The sequence below is a fragment of the Mycobacterium syngnathidarum genome (genome assembly GCF_001942625.1).
GTDB lineage: Bacteria > Actinomycetota > Actinomycetes > Mycobacteriales > Mycobacteriaceae > Mycobacterium > Mycobacterium syngnathidarum.
In genome coordinates this window covers 533,206-553,902 of the sequence record NZ_MLCL01000089.1, presented here as the reverse complement: position 1 = coordinate 553,902, position 20,697 = coordinate 533,206, and the positions used below count along the sequence as shown (strand labels likewise).

At 67.3% G+C, this 20,697-nt stretch carries 20 protein-coding genes and 1 pseudogene; 5 read left to right on the top strand and 16 right to left on the bottom strand.

Translation table 11 applies throughout. The annotated features are described in order from the left end of the window. The first annotated feature begins 42 nt into the window (after positions 1 to 42). From BKG60_RS28545 to BKG60_RS28535, 3 genes are read left to right on the top strand one after another with little or no spacing between them, the layout of a single operon-like run. Positions 43 to 843: an alpha/beta fold hydrolase gene (locus BKG60_RS28545; RefSeq protein WP_070945941.1), complete on the top strand. Its 801-nt coding sequence runs from the start codon at positions 43 to 45 to the stop codon at positions 841 to 843. A 16-nt stretch (positions 844 to 859) separates the two neighbouring features. Further along, complete coding sequence (gene menD, locus BKG60_RS28540) at positions 860 to 2,533, top strand: 2-succinyl-5-enolpyruvyl-6-hydroxy-3-cyclohexene-1-carboxylic-acid synthase (protein WP_070945965.1); 1,674 nt, start codon at positions 860 to 862, stop codon at positions 2,531 to 2,533. Between the two features lie 35 nt (positions 2,534 to 2,568). After that, a complete protein-coding gene (locus BKG60_RS28535; RefSeq protein ID WP_070187075.1) occupies positions 2,569 to 3,051 on the top strand; it encodes a DUF3592 domain-containing protein in 483 nt (160 codons plus the stop codon). On the opposite strand, the gene BKG60_RS28530 is transcribed toward BKG60_RS28535, so the two are convergent. Further along, a complete protein-coding gene (locus BKG60_RS28530; protein WP_234998331.1) occupies positions 3,035 to 3,727 on the bottom strand; it encodes a DsbA family protein in 693 nt (230 codons plus the stop codon). The two genes, BKG60_RS28535 and BKG60_RS28530, sit on opposite strands and share 17 nt — an antisense overlap. An 89-nt stretch (positions 3,728 to 3,816) precedes the next feature. Here BKG60_RS28530 and BKG60_RS28525 point away from each other — a divergent pair, with 89 nt between their 5' ends. Further along, positions 3,817 to 4,944, top strand: coding sequence for a glycosyltransferase family 4 protein (locus BKG60_RS28525; protein WP_075910262.1), 1,128 nt, complete (start codon positions 3,817 to 3,819; stop codon positions 4,942 to 4,944). Positions 4,945 to 4,982: 38 nt separating this feature from the next. Here BKG60_RS28525 and BKG60_RS28520 read toward each other — a convergent pair whose 3' ends face one another. The 3 genes and pseudogenes from BKG60_RS28520 to BKG60_RS28510 all read right to left on the bottom strand — a co-directional run. After that, positions 4,983 to 5,819, bottom strand: coding sequence for an alpha/beta fold hydrolase (locus tag BKG60_RS28520; RefSeq protein ID WP_075910261.1), 837 nt, complete (start codon positions 5,817 to 5,819; stop codon positions 4,983 to 4,985). A 45-nt stretch (positions 5,820 to 5,864) separates the two neighbouring features. Next, positions 5,865 to 7,820: an aconitate hydratase gene (locus tag BKG60_RS28515; RefSeq protein WP_075910260.1), complete on the bottom strand. Its 1,956-nt coding sequence runs from the start codon at positions 7,818 to 7,820 to the stop codon at positions 5,865 to 5,867. Positions 7,821 to 7,859: 39 nt separating this feature from the next. Then, positions 7,860 to 8,012 (bottom strand): annotated as a pseudogene (locus tag BKG60_RS28510) (short-chain dehydrogenase/reductase); the annotation flags it as partial. A 128-nt stretch (positions 8,013 to 8,140) separates the two neighbouring features. On the opposite strand from BKG60_RS28510, the gene BKG60_RS28505 reads away from it, so the two are divergent. Further along, positions 8,141 to 8,833 carry a demethylmenaquinone methyltransferase gene (locus BKG60_RS28505; protein WP_070187046.1) on the top strand — a complete coding sequence of 231 codons (693 nt, stop codon included), beginning with the start codon at positions 8,141 to 8,143 and terminating at the stop codon, positions 8,831 to 8,833. Positions 8,834 to 8,848: 15 nt separating this feature from the next. Here the strand turns inward: BKG60_RS28505 and BKG60_RS28500 are convergent, their stop codons facing one another. The 12 genes from BKG60_RS28500 to BKG60_RS28445 form a co-directional block, all read right to left on the bottom strand. Beyond that, positions 8,849 to 9,523 (bottom strand): sensor domain-containing protein, encoded by a 675-nt coding sequence (locus tag BKG60_RS28500; RefSeq protein WP_131827539.1) that lies wholly within the window; start codon positions 9,521 to 9,523, stop codon positions 8,849 to 8,851. A gap of 91 nt (positions 9,524 to 9,614) precedes the next feature. Beyond that, complete coding sequence (locus BKG60_RS28495) at positions 9,615 to 10,271, bottom strand: oxygenase MpaB family protein (protein WP_255740597.1); 657 nt, start codon at positions 10,269 to 10,271, stop codon at positions 9,615 to 9,617. A gap of 47 nt (positions 10,272 to 10,318) precedes the next feature. After that, positions 10,319 to 11,224 (bottom strand): oxygenase MpaB family protein, encoded by a 906-nt coding sequence (locus BKG60_RS28490; RefSeq protein WP_075910258.1) that lies wholly within the window; start codon positions 11,222 to 11,224, stop codon positions 10,319 to 10,321. Positions 11,225 to 11,265: 41 nt separating this feature from the next. Further along, complete coding sequence (locus tag BKG60_RS28485; RefSeq protein WP_110765047.1) at positions 11,266 to 11,886, bottom strand: mce associated protein mas1a; 621 nt, start codon at positions 11,884 to 11,886, stop codon at positions 11,266 to 11,268. Continuing rightward, on the bottom strand, positions 11,883 to 13,106 hold the full coding sequence (locus BKG60_RS28480) for an MlaD family protein (protein WP_070187049.1): 1,224 nt from the start codon (positions 13,104 to 13,106) through the stop codon (positions 11,883 to 11,885). Before BKG60_RS28480 ends, BKG60_RS28485 begins: the two co-directional genes overlap by 4 nt. Continuing rightward, a complete protein-coding gene (locus BKG60_RS28475) occupies positions 13,103 to 14,173 on the bottom strand; it encodes an MlaD family protein (RefSeq protein ID WP_070187050.1) in 1,071 nt (356 codons plus the stop codon). Before BKG60_RS28475 ends, BKG60_RS28480 begins: the two co-directional genes overlap by 4 nt. Before the next feature lie 6 nt (positions 14,174 to 14,179). Continuing rightward, positions 14,180 to 15,283, bottom strand: a complete 1,104-nt coding sequence (locus BKG60_RS28470; RefSeq protein ID WP_075910306.1) for an MCE family protein — start codon at positions 15,281 to 15,283, stop codon at positions 14,180 to 14,182. After that, positions 15,280 to 16,350 carry an MCE family protein gene (locus BKG60_RS28465; RefSeq protein ID WP_308193027.1) on the bottom strand — a complete coding sequence of 357 codons (1,071 nt, stop codon included), beginning with the start codon at positions 16,348 to 16,350 and terminating at the stop codon, positions 15,280 to 15,282. Before BKG60_RS28465 ends, BKG60_RS28470 begins: the two co-directional genes overlap by 4 nt. Continuing rightward, complete coding sequence (locus BKG60_RS28460; protein ID WP_075910257.1) at positions 16,351 to 17,403, bottom strand: MCE family protein; 1,053 nt, start codon at positions 17,401 to 17,403, stop codon at positions 16,351 to 16,353. It lies immediately after the preceding gene. Beyond that, complete coding sequence (locus BKG60_RS28455; RefSeq protein ID WP_131827538.1) at positions 17,400 to 18,821, bottom strand: MCE family protein; 1,422 nt, start codon at positions 18,819 to 18,821, stop codon at positions 17,400 to 17,402. The genes BKG60_RS28460 and BKG60_RS28455 overlap by 4 nt, the downstream gene beginning before the upstream one ends. After that, positions 18,818 to 19,675, bottom strand: coding sequence for an MlaE family ABC transporter permease (locus BKG60_RS28450; protein ID WP_070187053.1), 858 nt, complete (start codon positions 19,673 to 19,675; stop codon positions 18,818 to 18,820). The genes BKG60_RS28455 and BKG60_RS28450 overlap by 4 nt, the downstream gene beginning before the upstream one ends. Next, positions 19,672 to 20,484: an MlaE family ABC transporter permease gene (locus BKG60_RS28445; protein ID WP_036389232.1), complete on the bottom strand. Its 813-nt coding sequence runs from the start codon at positions 20,482 to 20,484 to the stop codon at positions 19,672 to 19,674. The genes BKG60_RS28450 and BKG60_RS28445 overlap by 4 nt, the downstream gene beginning before the upstream one ends. Positions 20,485 to 20,697 lie beyond the last annotated feature (213 nt).

Here is a 20,697-nt window from a genome sequence, read left to right as displayed (position 1 = left end):
CGTGATCTGTTGCACTGACCGTCATGAAGTAGCGTCGGCCGGGTGAATCTGGCTTATGACGACCGAGGCAAGGGCCAGCCGGTGCTGTTCATCGCGGGCCGCGGAGGTGCCGGCCGCACCTGGCATCTGCATCAGGTCCCGGCGTTGCAGCGGGCCGGTTACCGCGTCATCACCTTCGACAACCGCGGGGTCGGCGCTACGGAGAACGCCGCGGGGTTCGGGACCGCGCAGATGGTGGCCGACACCGCGGAGCTGATCGAGACGCTGGGGGCGGCACCTGCGCACCTCGTGGGGGTGTCGATGGGCTCCTACATCGCCCAGGAACTGATGCTGGCCCGCCCTGACCTGGTGCGCTCGGCGGTGCTGATGGCCACCCGCGGCCGGCACGACCGGGCCCGTGAGTTCTTCCGCGACGCCGAGCGGGATTTTGCGACCTCGGGTGTTCAGCTGCCACCGAAGTTCGACGCCAAGATGCGGATGTTGGAGAGCTTCTCGCCCAAGACGCTCAACGACGACCGCCTGGTGCGCGACTGGGCCGAGATGTTCACCATGTGGCCCACCAAGCAGACCCCGGGCCTGCTCACGCAGCTCGATGTCGGGCCCGAGGACAACCGGCTTCCGGCCTACCGGTCCATCACCACGCCGGTGCTGGTCATGGGGTTTGCCGACGACGTGGTGTTGCCCGCTCACCTGGGTCGTGAGGTCGCCGACGCGATCCCCACCGCCCGGTACCTGGAGATCCCCGACACAGGCCACCTGGGTTTCATCGAGAAGCCGGACGTCGTCAATGCCGCGCTGCTCGAGTTCCTGGCCGGTCAGACCGGTCTGACCGGCCAGTACTGAAGAATAAGGTGGAGTGGTGAACCCATCGACGGCACAGGCGCGCGTGGTCGTCGACGAACTGATCCGCGGCGGTGTCCGCGATGTCGTGCTGTGCCCGGGCTCGCGCAACGCCCCGCTGGCGTTCGCGCTGTCCGACGCCGACCGCGCCGGCCGGATCCGGCTGCATGTCCGGATCGACGAGCGTACGGCCGGGTATCTGGCCATCGGGCTCGCGACCGGGGGAGGCACGGACGAACGGTCCCCGGTCTGTATCGCGATGACTTCGGGCACGGCGGTCGCCAACCTCGGCCCCGCGGTCGTCGAGGCCAACTACGCCCGGGTGCCGCTGATCGTGCTGAGCGCCAACCGGCCGTACGAGATGCTGGGCACCGGCGCCAACCAGACCTTCGAGCAGCTGGGCTATTTCGGTACTCAGGTGCGCGCCAACATCAGTCTGGGCCTGGCGCCCGAGTTGACCGGGAGCCAACCCGGCGAACTGGACACCCTCAACGCCCAGTGGCGTTCGGCGACCTGCCGGGTGCTGGCGGCGGCCACCGGATCGCGCACGGCCAACGCCGGGCCGGTGCAGTTCGACATCCCGTTGCGCGAACCGCTGGTTCCCGACCGCGCACACGGGGATTCATCGATCCCGCCGGGCCGCCCGGACGGCAAGCCCTGGACCTATACCCCGCCGGTGAGTTTCGACCAGCCGCTGGAGATCGACCTCACCCCCGACACCGTGGTGATTGCCGGGCACGGTGCCGGTGTTCACCCGAATCTGGCCGGGTTGCCGACGGTGGCCGAGCCCACCGCGCCGCGTCCGGAGAACCCGCTGCACCCACTGGCACTGCGCCTGGTGCATCCCAAACAGGTCATCATGCTGGGCCGTCCCACCCTGCACCGGCCGGTTTCGGCGCTGCTGGCCGATCCGGCGGTGCCGGTCTATGCGCTGACCACCGGCCCGCGCTGGCCCGATGTGTCGGGCAACTCGATGGCCACCGGCACCCGTGCGGTGACGGCCGGCGCGCCCGACCCGGCCTGGCTGGCCCGCTGCAGCGAGCTCAACGGCCACGCCGTCGCGGCAGTACGCGATCAACTCGCGTCGCATCCGCTGACCACCGGCCTGCACGTGGCCGCCGTGGTCGCCGACGCGTTGCGGCCCGGGGATCAGCTGGTGCTGGGCGCGTCCAACCCGGTGCGCGACGCCGCGCTGGTGGGTCCGGGCACCGAGGGGGTCAAGGTGCGTTCCAACCGCGGTGTGGCCGGTATCGACGGCACGGTGTCGACGGCGATCGGTGCGGCGCTGGCCCACGAACGGGCGGGTGGCGGCAACGGGCCGCGCAGGACCATCGCGCTGATCGGGGACCTGACCTTCGTGCACGACAGCTCGGGCCTGCTGATCGGGCCCACCGAGCCGACACCGCGCAACCTGACCATCGTGGTGTCCAACGACAACGGCGGCGGCATCTTCGAGCTGCTCGAGCAGGGCGATCCACGGTTCGCCGATGTCTCGTCACGGATCTTCGGCACCCCGCACGATGTGGATGTCGCGGCGTTGTGCCGCGCGTATCACGTCGACAGCCGGCAGATGGAGGTCGGCGATCTCGCCGCGGCGCTGGCCGAACCCTTCGACGGCATGCGGGTGCTGGAGGTGAAGGCCGACCGGTCGTCGCTGCGCGCCCTGCACGCGTCGATCAAGGCGGCCCTGTGAGGCCGGCGCAGATCGCGGCCCGTTTGCGGGCGTGGATGCAGCCGCTGATTCCGCATCTGTACGGCGAACCGGGGGAGACGCGGTCGCAGCGGATCATCCGCCGGGTGCGCATCGGTGTGGTGATCGCCGCATGTCTGGTCACGCTGCAGTCGGTGCTACTGGTGGTCGGCGCCTGGCGCAACGATCAGCAGATCGAGCGCCACATGGGGGTGGCCGCCGCGGAGGTGCTCAGCGCCGGGCCGCGCCGCTCGACGATCGAGTTCGTGACACCCGACCGCGTCACCTACCGCCCGGAGCTGGGCGTGCTGTACCCGTCCGAACTCGACGCCGGGATGCGGATCTATGTCGAGTACGACAAGAACAATCCCGATCTGGTGCGGGTCCGCGACCGCAATGCGTCGCTGGCGATCATCCCGGCCGGTTCGATCGCGGTGGTGGGCTGGCTGGTCGCGGCCGCGGCGCTGACGCTGCTGGCGTTCCTGCAGCGACGGCTGAGCCGGGTCAGCTCTGCGGCGTAGTCAGTAGTTTGTCCAGCCAGTCGGGGTCGCTGGTGTCCACCACTTGCTGGCCCACCAGGTCGTAGACCGCCGGGGTGGACACCTCGTACTGGGTTTCGCTGAGCAGTCCGGCGTTGGCGTCGTTGAGTTGGCCGGCGTCGATCGCCTTTTCTCCGGTGGCGATCTCGTCGACCTGCTCGGAGCCGACCCCGCTGTCGGAGGCCATGGCCGCGATGGCTTCGTCCGTGGGTCCGGGCGAGCCCTCGGGTTGCTGGTGGCCCCAAAGGTCCTGCACGAATGCCTGGAACGCGGTCCCGGTGGTGTTCGGGCCCGCGGCCAGGAACAGCGCGTTGGCGACGCGCGCCGAGTACTCCGTGACGGAGCGGTCCAGGAAGGTCAGTGGGCGGTACGTCACCGCCAGGCGGCCTTGGCCGACGGCCGCAGCGATGGCGTCGCCGGACTCGTGCTGCAGGTGGGCGCATGCCGGGCACTGCGGTTCGGTGAACAACTCGATCTGCGCGGGCGCGTCGGCGTAGCCGATCTTGATGCCCGCGCCGTCCTTGGTGATCTCGCTGCCCGGCTTGTTTCCGCTGGCCTGCGCGGTGCCGTCGACGACGCGGCTGCAGCCCGCGGTGGAGCCGGCAACGGACAAGGCCAGCACGGCCAGCATCGCTGCGGCGACGCGGGACAATCGCATGCGGCAACCCTATCCCTGCGCATCAGGTTTTAGCGTGTCGTATCCCCGGACGCTACCTCGGCGACAGGTGCCGCTGGAACCATCCAAGTGTGCGCGTTGCGATCGTTGCAGAGTCCTTCCTCCCGAATGTCAACGGCGTCACCAACTCGGTGCTTCGGGTGATCGAGCATCTCCGCCGCACGGGCCACGAGGTACTCGTCATCGCCCCGGACACGCCGCGGGGTCAGCCGCCGGCCGAACGCCTGCACGACGGGGTGCGGGTGCACCGCGTGCCGTCGCGGATGTTTCCCAAGGTGACCTCGCTGCCGCTGGGTGTGCCGCGGCCCCGGATGGTGAACGTGCTGCGCGGCTTCGACCCGGACGTCGTGCATCTCGCGTCGCCGGCATTGCTCGGCTGGGGTGGGGTGCACGCGGCCCGTTATCTGGGTGTGCCGACGGTGGCGGTGTTCCAGACCGATGTCGCCGGCTTCGCCGAGAGCTACGGCATCGGCGTCCTCTCGCGGGCCTCGTGGGCGTGGACGCGGCGGTTGCACAGCAAGGCCGACCGCACCCTGGCGCCGTCCACGTCGGCGATGGAAAACCTTGATTCACATCGGATTCCGCGCGTGTTCAAGTGGGGCCGCGGGGTTGACATCACCGGTTTCGCGCCGTCGGCGCGCGATGAGCAGTTGCGCGCGTCGTGGTCTGCCGAGGGCAAGCCGATCGTGGGGTTCGTCGGGAGGCTGGCGCCCGAGAAGCATGTGGAGCGGCTGGCAGCCTTGGCCGGGCGTGAGGACCTGCAGCTGGTGGTGGTGGGCGACGGGGTGGATCGCGCCAAACTCCAAACGGTCCTGCCCACAGCCGTTTTCACCGGTGAACTGCACGGGCCAGAGCTGGCCGCGGCCTACGCCAGCATGGACGTCTTCGTCCATCCCGGTGAGCACGAGACGTTTTGCCAAGCCGTGCAGGAGGCGATGGCCTCAGGGCTGCCGGTGATCGCTCCCGATGCGGGTGGTCCCAGAGATCTCGTGGCGCCGTACCGCACCGGGCTCTTGCTGCCGGTCGACGAGTTCGAGTCCACTCTGCCCGCCTCCGTGGAACATCTGATCGCCGAGCGGTCGCGCTACTCGTTGGCCGCACGCCGAAGCGTGCTGAGTCGCACCTGGCCGGCCATCTGCGATGAGTTGATCGGGCACTATGAGGCCGTGCAGGGCCTGCGGCAGCTGCGCGCGGCTTGATCATCTTTCGGGCGCAACAAGGTTCAGGCGCAACAGGTTCAGGAGCGCAGCCACGCCAGCAGGTCAGCCATGATCGTCTCGGCCTGGGTGGTCGGCATGCCGTGCGGGAAATCTGGGTAGCTCTTGAGGGTCCCGTTGGGCAGCAGCTTCGCCGACAGCGGACCGGAATCGGCGTACGGCACGATCTGGTCGTCTTCGCCGTGCATCACCAACGACGGCAGGGTGATCTTCTTGAGATCCTCGGTGAAATCGGTCTGGGAGAACGCAACGATGCCGTCGTAGTGGGCTTTGGGATCGCCCATCATGCCCTGTCGCCACCAGTTGGCGATGATCGCCTCGCGGGCAGGCTGCGGGGTCTTCTCTTGTTCCCGGTTGAAGCCGTAGAACGGGCCTGACGGCAGGGCGCGGTAGAACACCGAACGGTTGGCCGCCAACTGTGCCTGCAGGTCATCGAATACCGACTTGGGCAGCCCGCCCGGGTTGGCGTCGGTCTGCACCATCAGCGGGGGCACCGAGCTGATCAGCACCGCATGCGCGGCCCGGTCCAGGCCGTGGCGCGCCAGATAGCGCACCAGCTCACCGCCGCCGGTCGAGTGCCCGACGTGGATGGCATCGTGCAGGTCCAGGTGCTGGACGACGGCGGCGAGGTCGTCGGCGTAGTGGTCCATGTCGTGACCGTCGGCCACCTGCGATGAGCGTCCGTGGCCCCGGCGGTCATGGGCGACGACACGGTAACCGTGCTGCAGGAAGAACAGCATGAACGTGTCCCAGTCGTCGGCGGACAACGGCCACCCGTGGCTGAACACGATCGGCTGGCCCGAGCCCCAATCCCGATAGAAAATCTCGACATTGTCAGAAGTCGTGATCGTCGGCATGGGCCCAAGGCTACGCCCGCGGGCCCTTTGCTGGCGGGGATCGATCTAGTTTTTCTCCTGCGCGGCCAGCCACGGAATGAGCCCACCGGCCAGCACATGCCGGATCTGCCTCGGCGAAAGGTGATGGCGCACCGGAAATGACGTGCCCTGCGTGGTGTTGGTCACTGTGATCGGATCGCCCTCGGCCAGTGCCTGCCGCAGCCCGCCCAGCGTCAGCACATCATCTTGTGCCACCGAGTCGTAATCGGCGGGATCGGCGAATTCCAGTGCCAGCACGCCGAAATTGGCCAGGTTCTGCCAATGGATACGCGCGAACGACTTGGCGATCACCGCCTGCAACCCGAGATAGCGCGGCGCGATCGCGGCGTGCTCGCGTGAGGAGCCCTGGCCGTAATTCTCCCCGCCGACGATGATGTGGCCGGTTTGCGCGGACTGCGCTCGTTGCGGATAGGTCTCGTCGATCTGGGTGAAGCTGAAGGTGGCGAGTTTCGGGATGTTCGACCGGAACGGCAACGCCCGGGCACCCGCCGGGGAGATCTCGTCGGTCGAGATGTTGTCGCCGACTTTGAGCAGGACCGGCGCCTCGATCACGTCGGGCAGCGGCGTCAGCTCCGGCAGGCTGGAGATGTTGGGGCCCTTGATGACTTCGACAGCCTGGGCCTGCTCGGGTGCGGCGGGGGCGACCAGCATGGCGGTGTTGACGCTGCAGTGGGCGGGCAGATCAAGCTCGGGATACTCGATCCCGTTGTCGGCGGCCCATTGTCTGGGGTCGGTGATGACACCCGTGATCGCCGACGCCGCAGCGGTTTCCGGGGAGCACAGCCACACCGAATCCTCCTTGGTGCCGGAGCGGCCGGGGAAGTTGCGGGGCATGGTGCGCAGGGAATTGCGGCCGGTGGCCGGGGCCTGGCCCATCCCGATGCAACCCATGCAGCCCGCCTGGTGGATCCGCGCACCGTTGATCACGAGCTCGGTCGTGGCGCCCATTGTGGTCAGGTCGGTGAGGATCTCACGGGAGGTGGGGTTGACATCGAAGCTGACGTCGGGCGAGGTCTGGTGGCCGTGCACCATCGCCGCGGCGATGGCGAAGTCCCGCAATCCGGGGTTGGCGCTGGAGCCGATGACAACCTGGGCCACCGGTTCGCCTGCCACCTCCGACACCGGGACGACGTTGCCCGGCGACGACGGCTTGGCGATCAGCGGTTCGAGTGCCGACAGGTCGATGACCTCGTCGATGTCGTATTGCGCACCGTCGTCGGCCACGAGCTCAACCCAGTCGTCACTGCGGTCCTCGGCGACGAGGAAATCACGCACCGCGTCGTCGCTGGGGAACACGGTCGTGGTGGCGCCGAGCTCGGCTCCCATGTTGGCGATGACGTGGCGGTCCATGGCCGACAGCCCGGCCAGCCCGGGGCCGTGGTATTCGATGATGCGATTGACGCCGCCCTTGACGTCATGGCGCCGCAACATCTCCAGGATCACGTCTTTCGCCGAACACCATTGCGGCAGCCTGCCTTCCAGGCGCACTCCCCACACTTCGGGCGCGCGAAGGTGCAGCGGCTCGCCGGCGATGGCCAGCGCCACCTCGAGCCCGCCGACGCCGATCGCCAACATCCCCAGCGATCCGGCCGCTGGGGTGTGGGAGTCCGAACCCACCATCGTCTTGCCGGGTATGCCGAAGCGTTGCATGTGAGTCGGGTGGGAGACCCCGTTGCCGGGCTTGGAGAACCACAAACCGAAGTGTTGCGCAGCGGTCCGCAGGTACTCGTGGTCCTCGGCGTTCTTCTCGTCGGTCTGCAGCAGATTGTGATCGACGTATTGCACGCTGACCTCGGTGCGGGCCCGGTCGAGCCCGAGCGCCTCTAGTTCCTGCATGACCAGCGTCCCCGTGGCGTCCTGGGTCAGCGTCTGGTCGATGCGGATCGCGATCTCGTCCCCGGGCGTCATCGACCCGGAGACGAGATGGGATCCGATCAGCTTCTGTGTGACGGTCTCCGGCATCTATGCAGGCTTCCCCGGGTATTGCCGGATGAAACGCCGCTACCCTTGCGCGAGCACCGACACCGGCTGCCACTGCTCCCACGTCGCCGGCCGGCTCTCGTAATCGGCCTTGGCCAGCTGCAACGGCAGCTCGCCGAAGAACACCCGCAGCGGCGGGTTCTCAGCGTCGACGATCTGGAGGACCGCCGCGGCCGGATCCTCTCGGTGCACCGGTGATGAACCACACTTTTTCACTCATGATCAGGTTCAAGTCGGTGTGCCGAACCCCAATTCCCGGTCGCAGAAAATTCACCGGGATGGCTACGGGTAGCGTCGGCGGCGTGAGTCGAGCGAGCCTGGAGAAGAACCCCCACGAAGTGGCGTCGATGTTCGATGCCGTGGCACGGCGCTACGACCTGACCAACACGGTGCTCTCACTCGGGCAGGACCGGTTCTGGCGCCGGCAGACCCGCGCGGCGCTCGGCATCGGCCCCGGCGACAAGGTGCTCGACCTGGCGGCAGGCACCGCGGTGTCGACGGTCGAATTGGCGTCCTCGGGTGCCTGGTGCGTGGCCGCGGACTTCTCGGTGGGCATGCTCGCCGCGGGGGCGTCGCGCCCGGTGCCGAAGGTGGGGGCCGACGCCACCCGGCTGCCGTTCGCCGACGGGGTGTTCGACGCGGTCACGATCAGCTTCGGCTTGCGCAACGTCGTCGACCACGTCGCTGGTCTGCGTGAGATGGCCCGGGTGACCAGGCCCGGTGGCCGGCTGGTGGTGTGCGAGTTCTCCACGCCGACCAACGCTGCGTTCGCCACGCTCTACAAGGAGTACCTGATGCAGGCGCTGCCGCGGATGGCCACCGCGGTGTCGAGTAATCCGGACGCCTATGTGTATCTGGCCGAGTCGATCCGGGCCTGGCCGGATCAGGCCGAGCTGGCCCGGCGCATCGGCGAGGCCGGGTGGTCACAGGTCAAGTGGCGCAACCTGACCGGCGGCATCGTGGCGCTGCACGCGGCGACCAAGCCGGCGTCCTGAGCACCGCTGAGCTGTTCAGCGCCGCGCGTTGGCGACCAACTTGTTGACGACGGTGGCTGCCTGGTCGTGGATGTCATAACCGCACACCTTGGCCTCGACGGAAATTCTGGAGACCGTCGCGCTGGCGTGCTGGCAGGACCATCCGTCGGTGCCCTCGCGGGTGGCTGTCTGTTTGATCAGCTCATCGCCGAAGATGAGCTCGCCGATGTTCCAGACCTCGATGCCGTGCTCCTCGTGAATCGGGACCGCAGATCCGGTGCATTCGCCCCATACCTTCGCCGAGATCTTCCGCATGCTTCGGGCCTCGTCCTCAGAGGTGTAGAGCACCGCGGCCTGTTGCACCCAATGTCGGTGGTCGGAGTCTGAGTCTTGGGCTATCTGGTTGCGTACCGCGGTCCAGTACGTGAACCGGTAGTCCATGTCTTCGGCGGGATACAGTGCGGCCAGGCACCTTTCGCTACGAACTTTCGGGAAGTTGTCGTTCATCTCCGCGGAATTTCCGGTCAACACCAGGTTCTTGGCACCGACGATCGCCTTGAGTTCCTCGATCGGCAACATGATCTGCTCGAGCTTGATCTCCTCCGGTGGCGGAGCCTTCGGCTGGGCGGTACCGGACACGGTGCTCGTGCAACCGGTCATGGCGGCCAACGCCACTGCGACAACGCCACACAACATCCGAGGTCTGCGCACCCGCTCATTCTCGCCCCTTCCCTCGCCGAAATGGCATGCCGGCAGGACTTGTGCGAGTAACCACCTGCTGGAATGCCGTTTCGGCGGAAGGTCAGGACAGGGCACGGCTGAGCACGGTGAACCGCCGCAGGGCGCGCCGATCGCCAGGGTTGATCTGGGTTCCGGTCAACTCGGCCGCCCGGGGGTGCTGCATGGCCCGGATCGCCCGGCGCGGCACGGTCCGCGGCCACCAGTCCGTCGGCGCGAACATCTGCCGGCGGAACGGCTCGAAGTGCGCACCCGCGCTCAGCTGAGTGCGGCACGCCGCTTCGAAGTACGCACAGAAATCGGGCCAGCTCGCCGGCATCGGCCGCGTGGAGATGCCGTAGCGGCGGTACCACGCGCAGCACTGCTGATAGAGCTGCTCGTGCTCGCGCTCGTCGAGCCTCCGGATGAAGGTGTTGACCATCATCACAAGGCTTTCCACGTAGGTGGCGTGCTGGAAGTGGAACACCTCGGGATTGAGCGCGTGGTACTTCTGCCCGGCCGGATCACGGCCCTTGACCTCTTCGTGTGCGAACCGGATGTAGGGGCGCATGTCCACCTCGGCGAAGGCGATCCGGATCGCCTGGGTCACTGTGCGTTTGTGGTGCAGCCAGACCCGTCGCCGCAGCAGGGCATGCTGGGAGATCCCGGTGGCGATCGTCGGATGCAGCGACTGCAGGCAGACCGCCCGCGGCAGCACGAACAGAAACCGTCGGTCCGGCAGATGACGCCCCAGCAGGGTGTCCGGGCCGAGATCGGCCGCCGCCGGCGTCAGATCAGCGCCTTCTTGCGACGGATCCGGCGGCGCAGATCCTTCATCAGCACCGTGTAGTTGCCGTTGCGCAGCGACTTCGGCAGGAAGCGGTTGACGAACGCCACGAACAGGAAGAGGTGTTCGAACCGGCGCCGGTCCGTTTCGGTCCACTCCAGTCCCATCGCGTCGCGGAACACCGGCGCCAGGAAGCCGATGGTCAAGAACCGCAGCAGCGGCGCGAGCATCTTGCGCATCGGCCAGTTGATCATCCGCAGGTCCACCAGGACCATGAGGTAATCCCGTACGAACGGGGTCATGTCGACGCGTTCGCACGCGGTGTTCCAATACGCGTCGAAGTCTGCCCGGGTGGCCGGCCACATTTCTTCGAGCACCTGCAGGGTGGTGCCGATCGTCATCGCACTCTGGTAGAAGGTCTCGGCTTGCTCCTCGGTCATGGTGCCGTACAGCAGCTGATGGGTGTCCTCGTAGAAGATGAAAAGGCATGCCGCCACCCACAACTGGAGTTCGCGGTTGAACGCGTTGTACTTGACCGGGCTGTCTTCGGTGGATCTGACCTGGCGGTGCGCGACGTTGACCGCCTCGCGGTAGGCGTTCTTCTCCTCGTCGGTGCCGAGGATCGCCACGGTCAGGTACTGCGCGGTGGTGCGCAACCGCTTCCACGGGTGGTGCACCAAACTGCCTGACTCCAACCGGCTTTCGGCCACGCCGTAGCCGACTTCCGGCCAGCTCATCTGCATGATGACGTTGGCCGCCGCCCCGGCGGCGGACCAGAAGTCCAGTGCGTCGGTGAGGTCGACGTGTTTCTTGCGGATCCACCGGGGCACCCGCTGAGTGACGGTGATGCGCGTTTCGGCAGTGGTCAACCGCGGTTCGGCGGCCAGATCCACGTATGTCGCCGGCATGGGACTCCTCTCGGGGGCGAACTATGGCTAACGGGGGGGGATTACACGGTCTGCACGTCGTCGACGATCCAGCGATCGCCGCTGCGCACCAGCTTGACCACCATGCGGTACTTCTGGTCGCTGCCTTGGGGCGCAGTCACATTGGTGACATGCTGATCGACGAACGCCACGACGGTCGCCGCGTCGCCGTCGAGTGAGTCGACCACCACGTGGTCTGCGGTCGCGGTCGCGACACCTTTGCTGGTCACCACGATGTCGCGCAGCGCCTTGACCATCTCGTCGTATTTGGCCGCGAAGCCGGGCGTGGAATTGGCGACGATGTGTTCGCGGTTGGCGTCCATCTTCTGGTAGTCGAACGCGGCCATCGCCACCAGGTAGTCCCGCGACATCGCCACGGCCTGGCTGCGCAAGGCGTCATCGCGACGGTGTTGGTATTCGCTGATCGACAACAGCACCAGCGCCGTGGTGGCGGCGAGGGCCAGTAGTGCGATCAGGCCGACCACCACCGGGCGCCTGGTCCGGCCTGACCCGGACGCAGTTTCGAGCTCGTCGGTTTCGTCTGTGGTGTCTGCTGTGCCTTCTGAAGGATCCTCCAACGTCAGCACCGATTCGTTGCGGTCGTTGTCGGCGGAGCCGACGGAGTCGTCATCGGAATTGCTCACTGCGGGCCACCTTTCAGGATGCTGCGCCATTTGTAGGCCAGCTGGGCCAGGGTCGGGACCTTGACCGGGTCGTTGACCACCTCGGGGCCGATCGGGTGCCCGGGGGTCTGCGAGTTCTGCAGGCCGAGATCGTTGGGTCGGGGTGCGTTGATCGCGCCCCGCATCAGCATGTCGGGTGCGGGCGGGCAGTACATCACCAGGTTCGGTTCGGTCGGGCTGACGTCACCGATGGCTCGCCGGTCGACGTCGTAGTTGCACACCGGCCCCTGGGTGGCGATCAGCGAGAAGTCGGCGCGGGTCTGGCCGGTGGCGTCCAGCTTGACGATCGAGGTCAGGTCTTGCAGGCCTTTCGGGATCGTCGACAGTCCCGTCTGCAACGAGTCGGTGCGGTCGCCGATGATGGGGGTCACGGTGGCGAGGTTGGCCAGGGTGGCGCCGAAGGTGCCCTGATAGGTGTCGAGCACGCGTTGCAGCGAGGCCAGCGCGGCCGGCGAGTGGTCGGTCAGGTACAGGAATGCCGGTCCGCTGCCGTCGAGCTGATTGGCCAACCGCGCGCTGGCGCCCATACCGCGCACGAACGGGTCGCCCTGCCCGGCCATCGTGGTGACGAGCTCGGCGGTGCCCTCGATCAGCGGCTGCAGCTGACCGGTCTGGTTGCGGATCCGGGTGGACATGTCCGACGCGTTGTCGAGCAGCATGGCCAGATCGGGCCCCAGCCCGTCGAATGCGTTCGACAGCTCGGTGCCGACGTCCCGAACCGCTTGAGTGTCGATGCCTTTCACCAACTGAGCGGTGTCGCCCATGATCCGGTCCATCTGGATCGGTTGCCGGTCGGCCGGGGCGGCGATGGTGTCACCGGAGGCCAGGTAGGGCCCGGTGTCGGACTGCGGCATGATGTCGACGCTCTGGATGCCCGCGGCCGTGCCCATCCCGACGGTCAGGATCGCGTCCCGCGGGATCCGGGTGTCGGGGTCGATCGCCAGCCGCACCATGGCCGTGCCGTCGGGGTCCAGCCACACGTCGTCGACGGTGCCGACCTGCACGCCGCGTACCGTGACGCTGGTTCCCGCGGTAAGTCCGAACGCGTCGGTCATCGTCGCGGTCAGCGTCATCGGCGTCCGGAAGCCTTGCGGCCCGGCCACGTAACGGACTCCGAACGGGATGACGATCGCGGCGATCACCGCGAAGATCGCCAGCTGAACCACTACCAGACGTCTCAATTCAGGCCTCCCGACAAAAACCCTTCGAGGGCGACGTCCCCGGTGATCGGGGTGCCGTTCACGATCAACCCTCCGGTGAGGAGTTTGTCGATGGTGCCCGGAATGTCCAGGGCCCCATCGAACATCAGGTAGTCGCCGTGCACCGAGCTGCCGAACTTCTCCAGGAAGGTGTTCATCGAGGTGAGCATCGCGCCGAGCCGGTCGTTGAAGGTACCCATCATGCCGACGACGGTGCCCGCGTCGGTCACCATGGTGTTGAGGTCGGTCGATTGCAGCACGCTGTTGGCGGTGGCGGCCAGCGCGGTGGTCGAGGAGAACAGGGTTTGCAGCTTGGCGCGCTGCACATCGAGCATCGCCACCACCTTGGGTACCGCGTCGAGGTATCCGGTCACGGCCTTCTGCTCGTTGCCGAACTGCCCGGCGATGTTGGCGGCCAGGCTCATCGCCTGATCGAATTCCCCCTGGTGTTCGGAGGCCTTGGCGGCCAGCAACGACATCGAGTCGATCAGGCCGCGCACCTTGTCGGCCCGGCCGGCGAATGCCTTGTCCAGTTCGGTGACGATGGTGGCCAGCTGGTCGACGCCGCTACGGGACAGCAGGGCGCCGAATGTGGCCAGCGCGCTTTCGATCTGCGGCCCCAGTTCGGTGTGGCTGGGCGGGATCACGTCGCCGTCGCGCAGTGCTCGCTGCGGTGCCGGCTGGGCGCTGCTGAGCCGGACGAACGGATTGCCGAGGGCCGAGGGCAGTTCCACACTGGCCACCGTCGCGGAGTCCAGTCCGTCGGCATCGCTCAGGCTCAGCTGCACCGAGGCGCCCGAGGCGGCCAGGCTCATGCCGCTCACCCGGCCCACCACCTTCTGCCCGTTGCGCACGTCTGCGCCGATGGTGATGCCGTCGGCGGTCGGCAGCACCACGGTCACCGCCATGGTGTCGGACGGGGAAGTGCGGCCCAGGGGCAGGTCTTGAATTCCGATGTCGCTCAACGCCCATACGGCGGCGACCGCCACCACTGCGGCACAACCGGTGGCGACGCCGGTCTGGGTGGGCTTGGGCAGGGCTTTACGCATCACCGTTCACCTCGGGTATTTCGGGTTCGGTGCCGGAGCGTTGCCGGTCACGGCCGATACGATGCCGAGCGGGTCCGAGCGGCTGATCGGATACGAGATCGGATTGGTGATCCCGGCACCCACGCACATCGGCAACATATTGCGGTCGCAGAAGTTCTGGGCGGCGGCGAATTGGGTGAGCACCGTGGACACGTTCAGCCGGATCCGGCCGCGACGGTCGGGGCCGATGGTGTTGGACAGGTTCTGCATCATCAGCGGCACCAGGTCCATGAACTCGGCCAGTTGAGGCTGCTTGGCGGTCAGCACATCTCCGACGGCGTTGAGGTTGGCCGCGATGGTGCCCAGGTCGTCGCCGTGCTGGGCGACGAAGGTGTCGACCTGATCGAGCACCACCTTGAGATCGGCCATGGGCTGGGCGATGTCGACGCCGGTGTCGGCCCAGCTGTCGCCGACCTGGCCGAGTTCGGTGACCATCTGGTTCAGCGACACCTGCCGTTGATCGAATGCGGCCATCAACGTGCTGAGGTTGTCCACCACCGCACCGATGTCCTCGGCTCGGGCACCCAGCACGCCGCTGGCGGCGCTGAGGTTGCGCATCGCGGAGTTGAACAGCTTGCCCTGATCGCGCCATTGGTCGGCACCGCGGACCAGCACCGCGCCGATGTCACCCTGCTGCGGGCCGATCGCCGAGGTCAGTGTGCTCAGGCTGCCCAGCATGCTGTCGAAGGTGATCGGGGAGTGGCTGTGGTCGGCGGGAATGACGTGCCCGTCGGCCAGGGTGGGCCCCGATCCGCTGTAGGCGGGGCCGAGTTCCACACTGCGGTCGCTGATCAGCGCCGGGCTCACCACGTAGGCGTCTGGATCTGCGGGCAACGCGACGTCGTCGGGCAGGGTCATGGTGACCCGCACCGTGGTGCCCTGCGGTGTCACCGCGGTCACCCGACCGACCGGCACGCCGAGGACGGTGACCTTGCTGCCCGGGTATATGCCGTTGATGTAGCCGAAGTCGGCGTGCACGGTTCGGGCCCGGTCGGTGCGGCCGAAGACATACCAGCCGCCGGCGGCGACACACAGGACGACGACGAGCGCCAAGGTAGTCCGCCGCTTCATCGGCACTCCCGCTGGACGTTGAGGAAGCACAACAGGTTGTCGGGCATCACCACGGACGGTGAATTGACGTCTGCCCAATTGCCGTTGCCGGTGGCGTTGGTGACGGCACGGATCGCCGGGGGCATCTGCTGCAAGGTCTGGTCGATCTTGTCCACGTTGGCTTTCAAGGTTCCGGTGACCGCGGTGAGGCCGGCGATCAAACTGCTGAAATCGGCCTGCTTGTCGGTATAGATCGCGGCCAACTGCCGCATGATCGCGGTGAGGTTGGTGACGATGTCGGTCAGCGCCTGGCGGCGGGCGGCCAGCGAGGACACGATGTACTGCGCGTTGGCGGCGGTGTCGGCCAGTGAATCCGTCTGGTGCGACAGCATTTCGGCCATTTGTCGGCTGATCCGCAGGATCTCGTCGATCTTGTCGCCGTTCTCGGCGAAGGCCGAACTGGCGGCGCTGATCCCGGCCAGGGCCTGGCCGAGTTCGGCGCTGTTGCCCGGCATGGTTTCGGCCAGGGTGTTCATCATCGCGGTCAACGGTTGCTGATCGACGTGTTCGGCGGTGTCGGCGGCCTTGCGCCCGACTTCGTCCAGGCTGTAAAGAACGGTGGTGCGCGACAACGGGATAATACGGGGATCGACCCCGTTGGCTGTGCTGTTTGGCGCCCCGGCGGGCATCACGTCGAGAAATCGCTTGCCCAGCACGGTCCTCAGCCGCACCGTCACCGTGGTGCGGTTGCCCAGTGCCTGCGCCTTGTCCAGGCGGAAGCCGACGCGGACCCGGTCCACGGCCAGGGCCACATCCTCGACCCGCCCGGCCGGCACCCCGGCCACGTAGACGGGGTCACCGCCGGTCAGTCCGCTGGCGTTGGCCAGTTCGGCGACATAGGCGTTAGTGCGCACGTGGTACACGGCGCGCGGGATCCCGATCGAGACGACCATGATCGCCACCAGCGTTACGGTGCCGATCATGCCCAGCGCCAACGGGATTGACGGGTTGTGTTTGCGCTGATCCTTGACGAAGAGGAAGATCACCGCGCCGACGAAGAGGTCGATCAGCTTGACGAGGAACATCATCTACAAGCACACCTCGGAATGTCTGTTGCCGAAGATGTTGGCTTCGTGGCTGCGGATCTTGAGGGTGAAGTTGCACAGGTACAGGCTGACGAACCCGCCGTAGCTGGAGGTGCGGTTGATCGCGTCGCCGAACTCCGGCAACCGGGCCAGCAGCGTGGTGAACTGCTCGGTGTTGGGCTGCCAGGTCTGCAGCATGGCATTGAGACTGGTGATGGTGTCTCCGTAGGCGGCGCTGGAGTTGTTGACCGTGTTGGCCAGGGTGGCCAGCACGGCATCGCCCTGGTCGATGAGCGTCTCGAACTGCCGGTCACCGGAGGCCACCGCGGCGCTGAGCCGGTTGAGCCCGTGCAGCATCTGTTCCAGCTGCGGCTGGCGGGCGTTCATGGTGCCCATCAGGGTCGCCATGTTGTCGATCAGCTGGGTGAATATCCCGGCGTTGTTGCTCAAACTCGATGTCATGGCAGCGATCTGGGTGAGCAGCGTCGTCAAGGTCTGCGCCTGGCCGCTGAACGTCTCGACGAACCCTCGGGTCAAGGTGTTGACCTGCTCGGGCGCCAGCGCGTCGAACAGCGGCTTGAACCCGTTGAGCAGCGCGGTCAGGTCCACCGCCGGAGAAGTCTGGGCCAGCGGGATGACCCCGCCGGCGGCCAGCCTGGCCGGTGGTTCGTCGGTGGAGACGTCCATGATGGCCCCGCCCGGGTCGGACAGCGCCACGTAGCGGGCACCGAGCATGTCGCCGTAGCGCACGGCCGCGGTGACGTTGCCGGTCAGGGTGAAATCGGAGTTGACCTCGATGTCGACGTCAGCTCGGCTGGTGCCGTCGGCGTTCGGGGCGAACCGGATCGAATCCACCCGACCGATCCGAATGCCGTTCATCGTCACCGGGTTTCCGACGTTGAGGCCTTCGACGCTGGTGAACTGGGCCTGGTAGGTGACCGTGCTACCGCGCACCGGCACCGACAGGGTGTTCATCACCAACACCGCGCTGAGCATCCCGGCTGTGCCGAAGGCGCCCAGCTTGGCCCATGACTGCCACCGACCGTTGCGGTTCATGAGACCTGCACTTCCGTACCGCGCACCAGCGGGCCCAGCATGAGCACCGTGGCGATGTTCGGTTGGGTCGAGGGGGCGCCGGCCGGGGGAGCCAGTTCGTCCTGCAGCACCGCCAGCGCGTGGGCCTGGCCCTCGGCGTCGACGACGGCGGAGGCCGGCGCGGCCCCTGGAACCGCCTCTGCGGGAAGCGGTTCGGTCGGCATCGGCGCGGACTGCGGCAGTCCGGGACCCGGCGGCAGGAACGAGTGGGTCGGCATGTGCGGCGCGGGCGGGGTGAACGGCGTGACCGGCAGGTCGGCGGCCGGGCGGGCCAGCACGTCCTCGGGCTGATCGGGAACGCCGCCCGTCGGTGCGGATTCGGCGCAGCGCGCACCTTGGGCGGTGCCGTAGACCGGGCAGTCCTGCATCGAGTAGGGCATCGGCCCGGCGAAGGTCGCCACGGCGGTGATGTTGAATTTGCCCGTCGCGAACACTTTGGCGCCGGCTTCGCCGAACGACTGGGCGCCGGCCAGGGTGTCGACGAGCCCCAGCGGCTGGGCGGCGGTGGTCGCCATGATCTTGCCTGCCGCGTCGACCACGGTGATCAACTGTTCGCGGTGATCGGACAGGAAGGAGGTGAGTACCGAGGAGAACCGGGCGAACCCGTCCAGTGCCGCGGTGAACCTCCGCTGGTCGTCGACCATCCGATTCGACACCGATGTCGCCGCGGACAGCGTCGAGATGATGTCGGGTGTGGCGGTGTTCAGGGAGGCCATCACGTCCCGGAATTGCGGTGTGGTGTCGAGGAATCGGACGAGCGAGGGGGTCAGCACCTGAGCGCTGGCGCTCAGGTTGTCGATCGTGGTGCCCAACTCGGTGCCGCGGTTGCGCAGTGACTGGCTGATCGCGGTGAGGGCGGTCTGCATGCGCTCGGGTTTGATCTGCGAGAACAGTTCGACGATCTTGGTGAACACGTCGTAGAGCGCCATCGCGTCGGGGCTGTCATCGATGGCCACGGTGTCGCCGGGCTTGAGCCCCGTTGTCGACCGGTCGCCCTGGGGGTCGACGAGTTGCAGGTAGATGTCGCCGAAGAAGGTGCGGGGCACGATGCGGGCGACGGCCGAGGACGGGATGACGCCGAGGCTGCCGGGTTCGATCGCCAACCGGACCCGTGACGTGTGGGTGCCCGATTCGATGTCGGCGATGCGCCCGACGTTGACGCCGTGATAGCGGACCGGGGACCCGCCGGTGATCAGCCCGGCCGACACCGGAACCCCGACGAACACGTCGGCGCTGCGTTCCAGGTGGCCCGACGCCCGCGCCACCAGGACCGCCGCCACTGCCATGGCCACCAGGGATGCGGCCAGGCCGCGCAGCGCCAGTTTCGCCCGGCTGGGTTCCGAAGGCCTGCGGCGTCTGGACCGCCTGAGCCCGTTCACATTCCCATCCCGGGGATCTCGGGGACCAGGCCCCACAGCGCGAAGGTGAGCAGCACGTCGAGGATGCCGACCGCGAGGATCGCGGTGCGCAGTGCGCGTCCTGCGGCCTGCCCCACCCCGGCCGGCCCGCCCGAGGCGAAGTAGCCGTAGGTGCAGTGAACCAGCGCCACCACGATCGCGAACACGATCGCCTTGATCCCGGAGTAGAGCAGGTCCTGCGGGCCGAGGGCCAGGTGGAAGAAGTAGTCGTAAGTACCTGGGGAGGCGCCGTTGAAGACCACCACCACGGTGCGGGTGGACAGGTAGCTGGCGAGCAGCCCGATCATGTAGATCGGGATGACGCATACCACCGAGGCCAGCACGCGGGTGCCGACCAGGTAGGGCACCGAGCGCAGCGCCATGGCGTCGATCGCGTCGATCTCGTCGGAGATCCGCATGGCCCCGATCTGGGCGGTGAATCCGGTTCCGACCTTGGCGGCCAAGGCGATTGCCACCACGACGGGCGCCAGTTCGCGGGTGTTGGCGATCGCAGCGAGCATGCCCGAGAGCGTGTTCATCCCGACCAGGTCCAGGCCGCGCTGGGTTTCGACGCCCAGCATCATGGCCGCGGCCAGCGACATGGCGAACACGATGCCGATGGTGCCGCCGCCGGACAGCAGTGAGCTGGTGCCGAAGGTGACCTCACCGATCTGGTTGAGGGTGTGCTTGCGGTAGCGCACCAGGGCGTACGGCAGCGAGCCGAGCACCTTGGCGTAGAACGTGACGTGCTGCCCGGCGACCGCGAGCGCATCGAAACCGGCCGCCGCGGGCCGCGAGATCCGGTGCAGGGCAGTGCTGGTGGCGATCGCGGTCATCGGTAACTGCCCACGGCCGGAACCACCACGGTGTACAGCGCCGACATGGTGGTGTTGAGGATGAAGACCAGGGCGAAGGCCAGCACCACGGCCTCGTTCACGGCGTTGGCCACGCCGCCGGCCCCGCCCTTGGCGTGCAGGCCCTTGAAGGTGGCGACCAGGGTGGCGGTCAGCCCGAACACCGCCGACTTGATCAGTGCCATAACGAAATCCGACACCTGACCGTACTGGCTGAAGGTGGCCAGGAACGTTCCGGCGGGCAGGTGCTGGACGCTGATGTGGTACAGGTAGCAGGCCATCACACCGCCGAAGGTGACGATGGAGCACAGGGCCAGCGCCACGATGACGGCGGCGACCAGTCGAGGTGCGACCAGGCGTTCGATCACATCCAGGCCCATGACTTCCATCGCGTCGATCTCCTCGCGGATGGTGCGCGATCCCAGGTCGGTGCAGATCGCCGAGCCCGCGACACCGGCCATCATCAAGGCGCAGACCAGGGCCGCGGCCTGGCCGACGATGATGAATGCCACCACCGCGCCCGAGTAGCCGCCGGCGCCGATGCGGCCGGCCAGCTCACCGACCGACACCGCGATGAACACGCCGATCGGCATCATCAGCAGCAGGGCCGGCCCGGTGCATACCCGGCCGATGAACAGGGTCTGGGTGACAACCTCGTCGAGTACCAGGCGTCGGCGGATCAGCGCGGTGACGACGCTGACGAGCGCCTGCACCGAGAAGCCGAGCACGTAGCCGCCCTGGACCAGGACGTCCCGTACGGGGCCCTTGGACGCTGGTAGCTCGTAGGTCATCGAGTTCCTTCCGCGCGTGTTGTGGCATGCGCGGGGCCGGCCGGTGACACCGGCTGTGCTGAAGCACCGTTTCGACCCCCCGGTCGCCTGTGGAGCATGTCACATTTGATGACGCCGCCGCAACAATTAAGTGAATGACTATTCTCGAGCGGTGTGTTGATGTCAGTGGAGGTCCAGAACGATTCTGTAACCAGGTTTGTGACCCTTCGATCG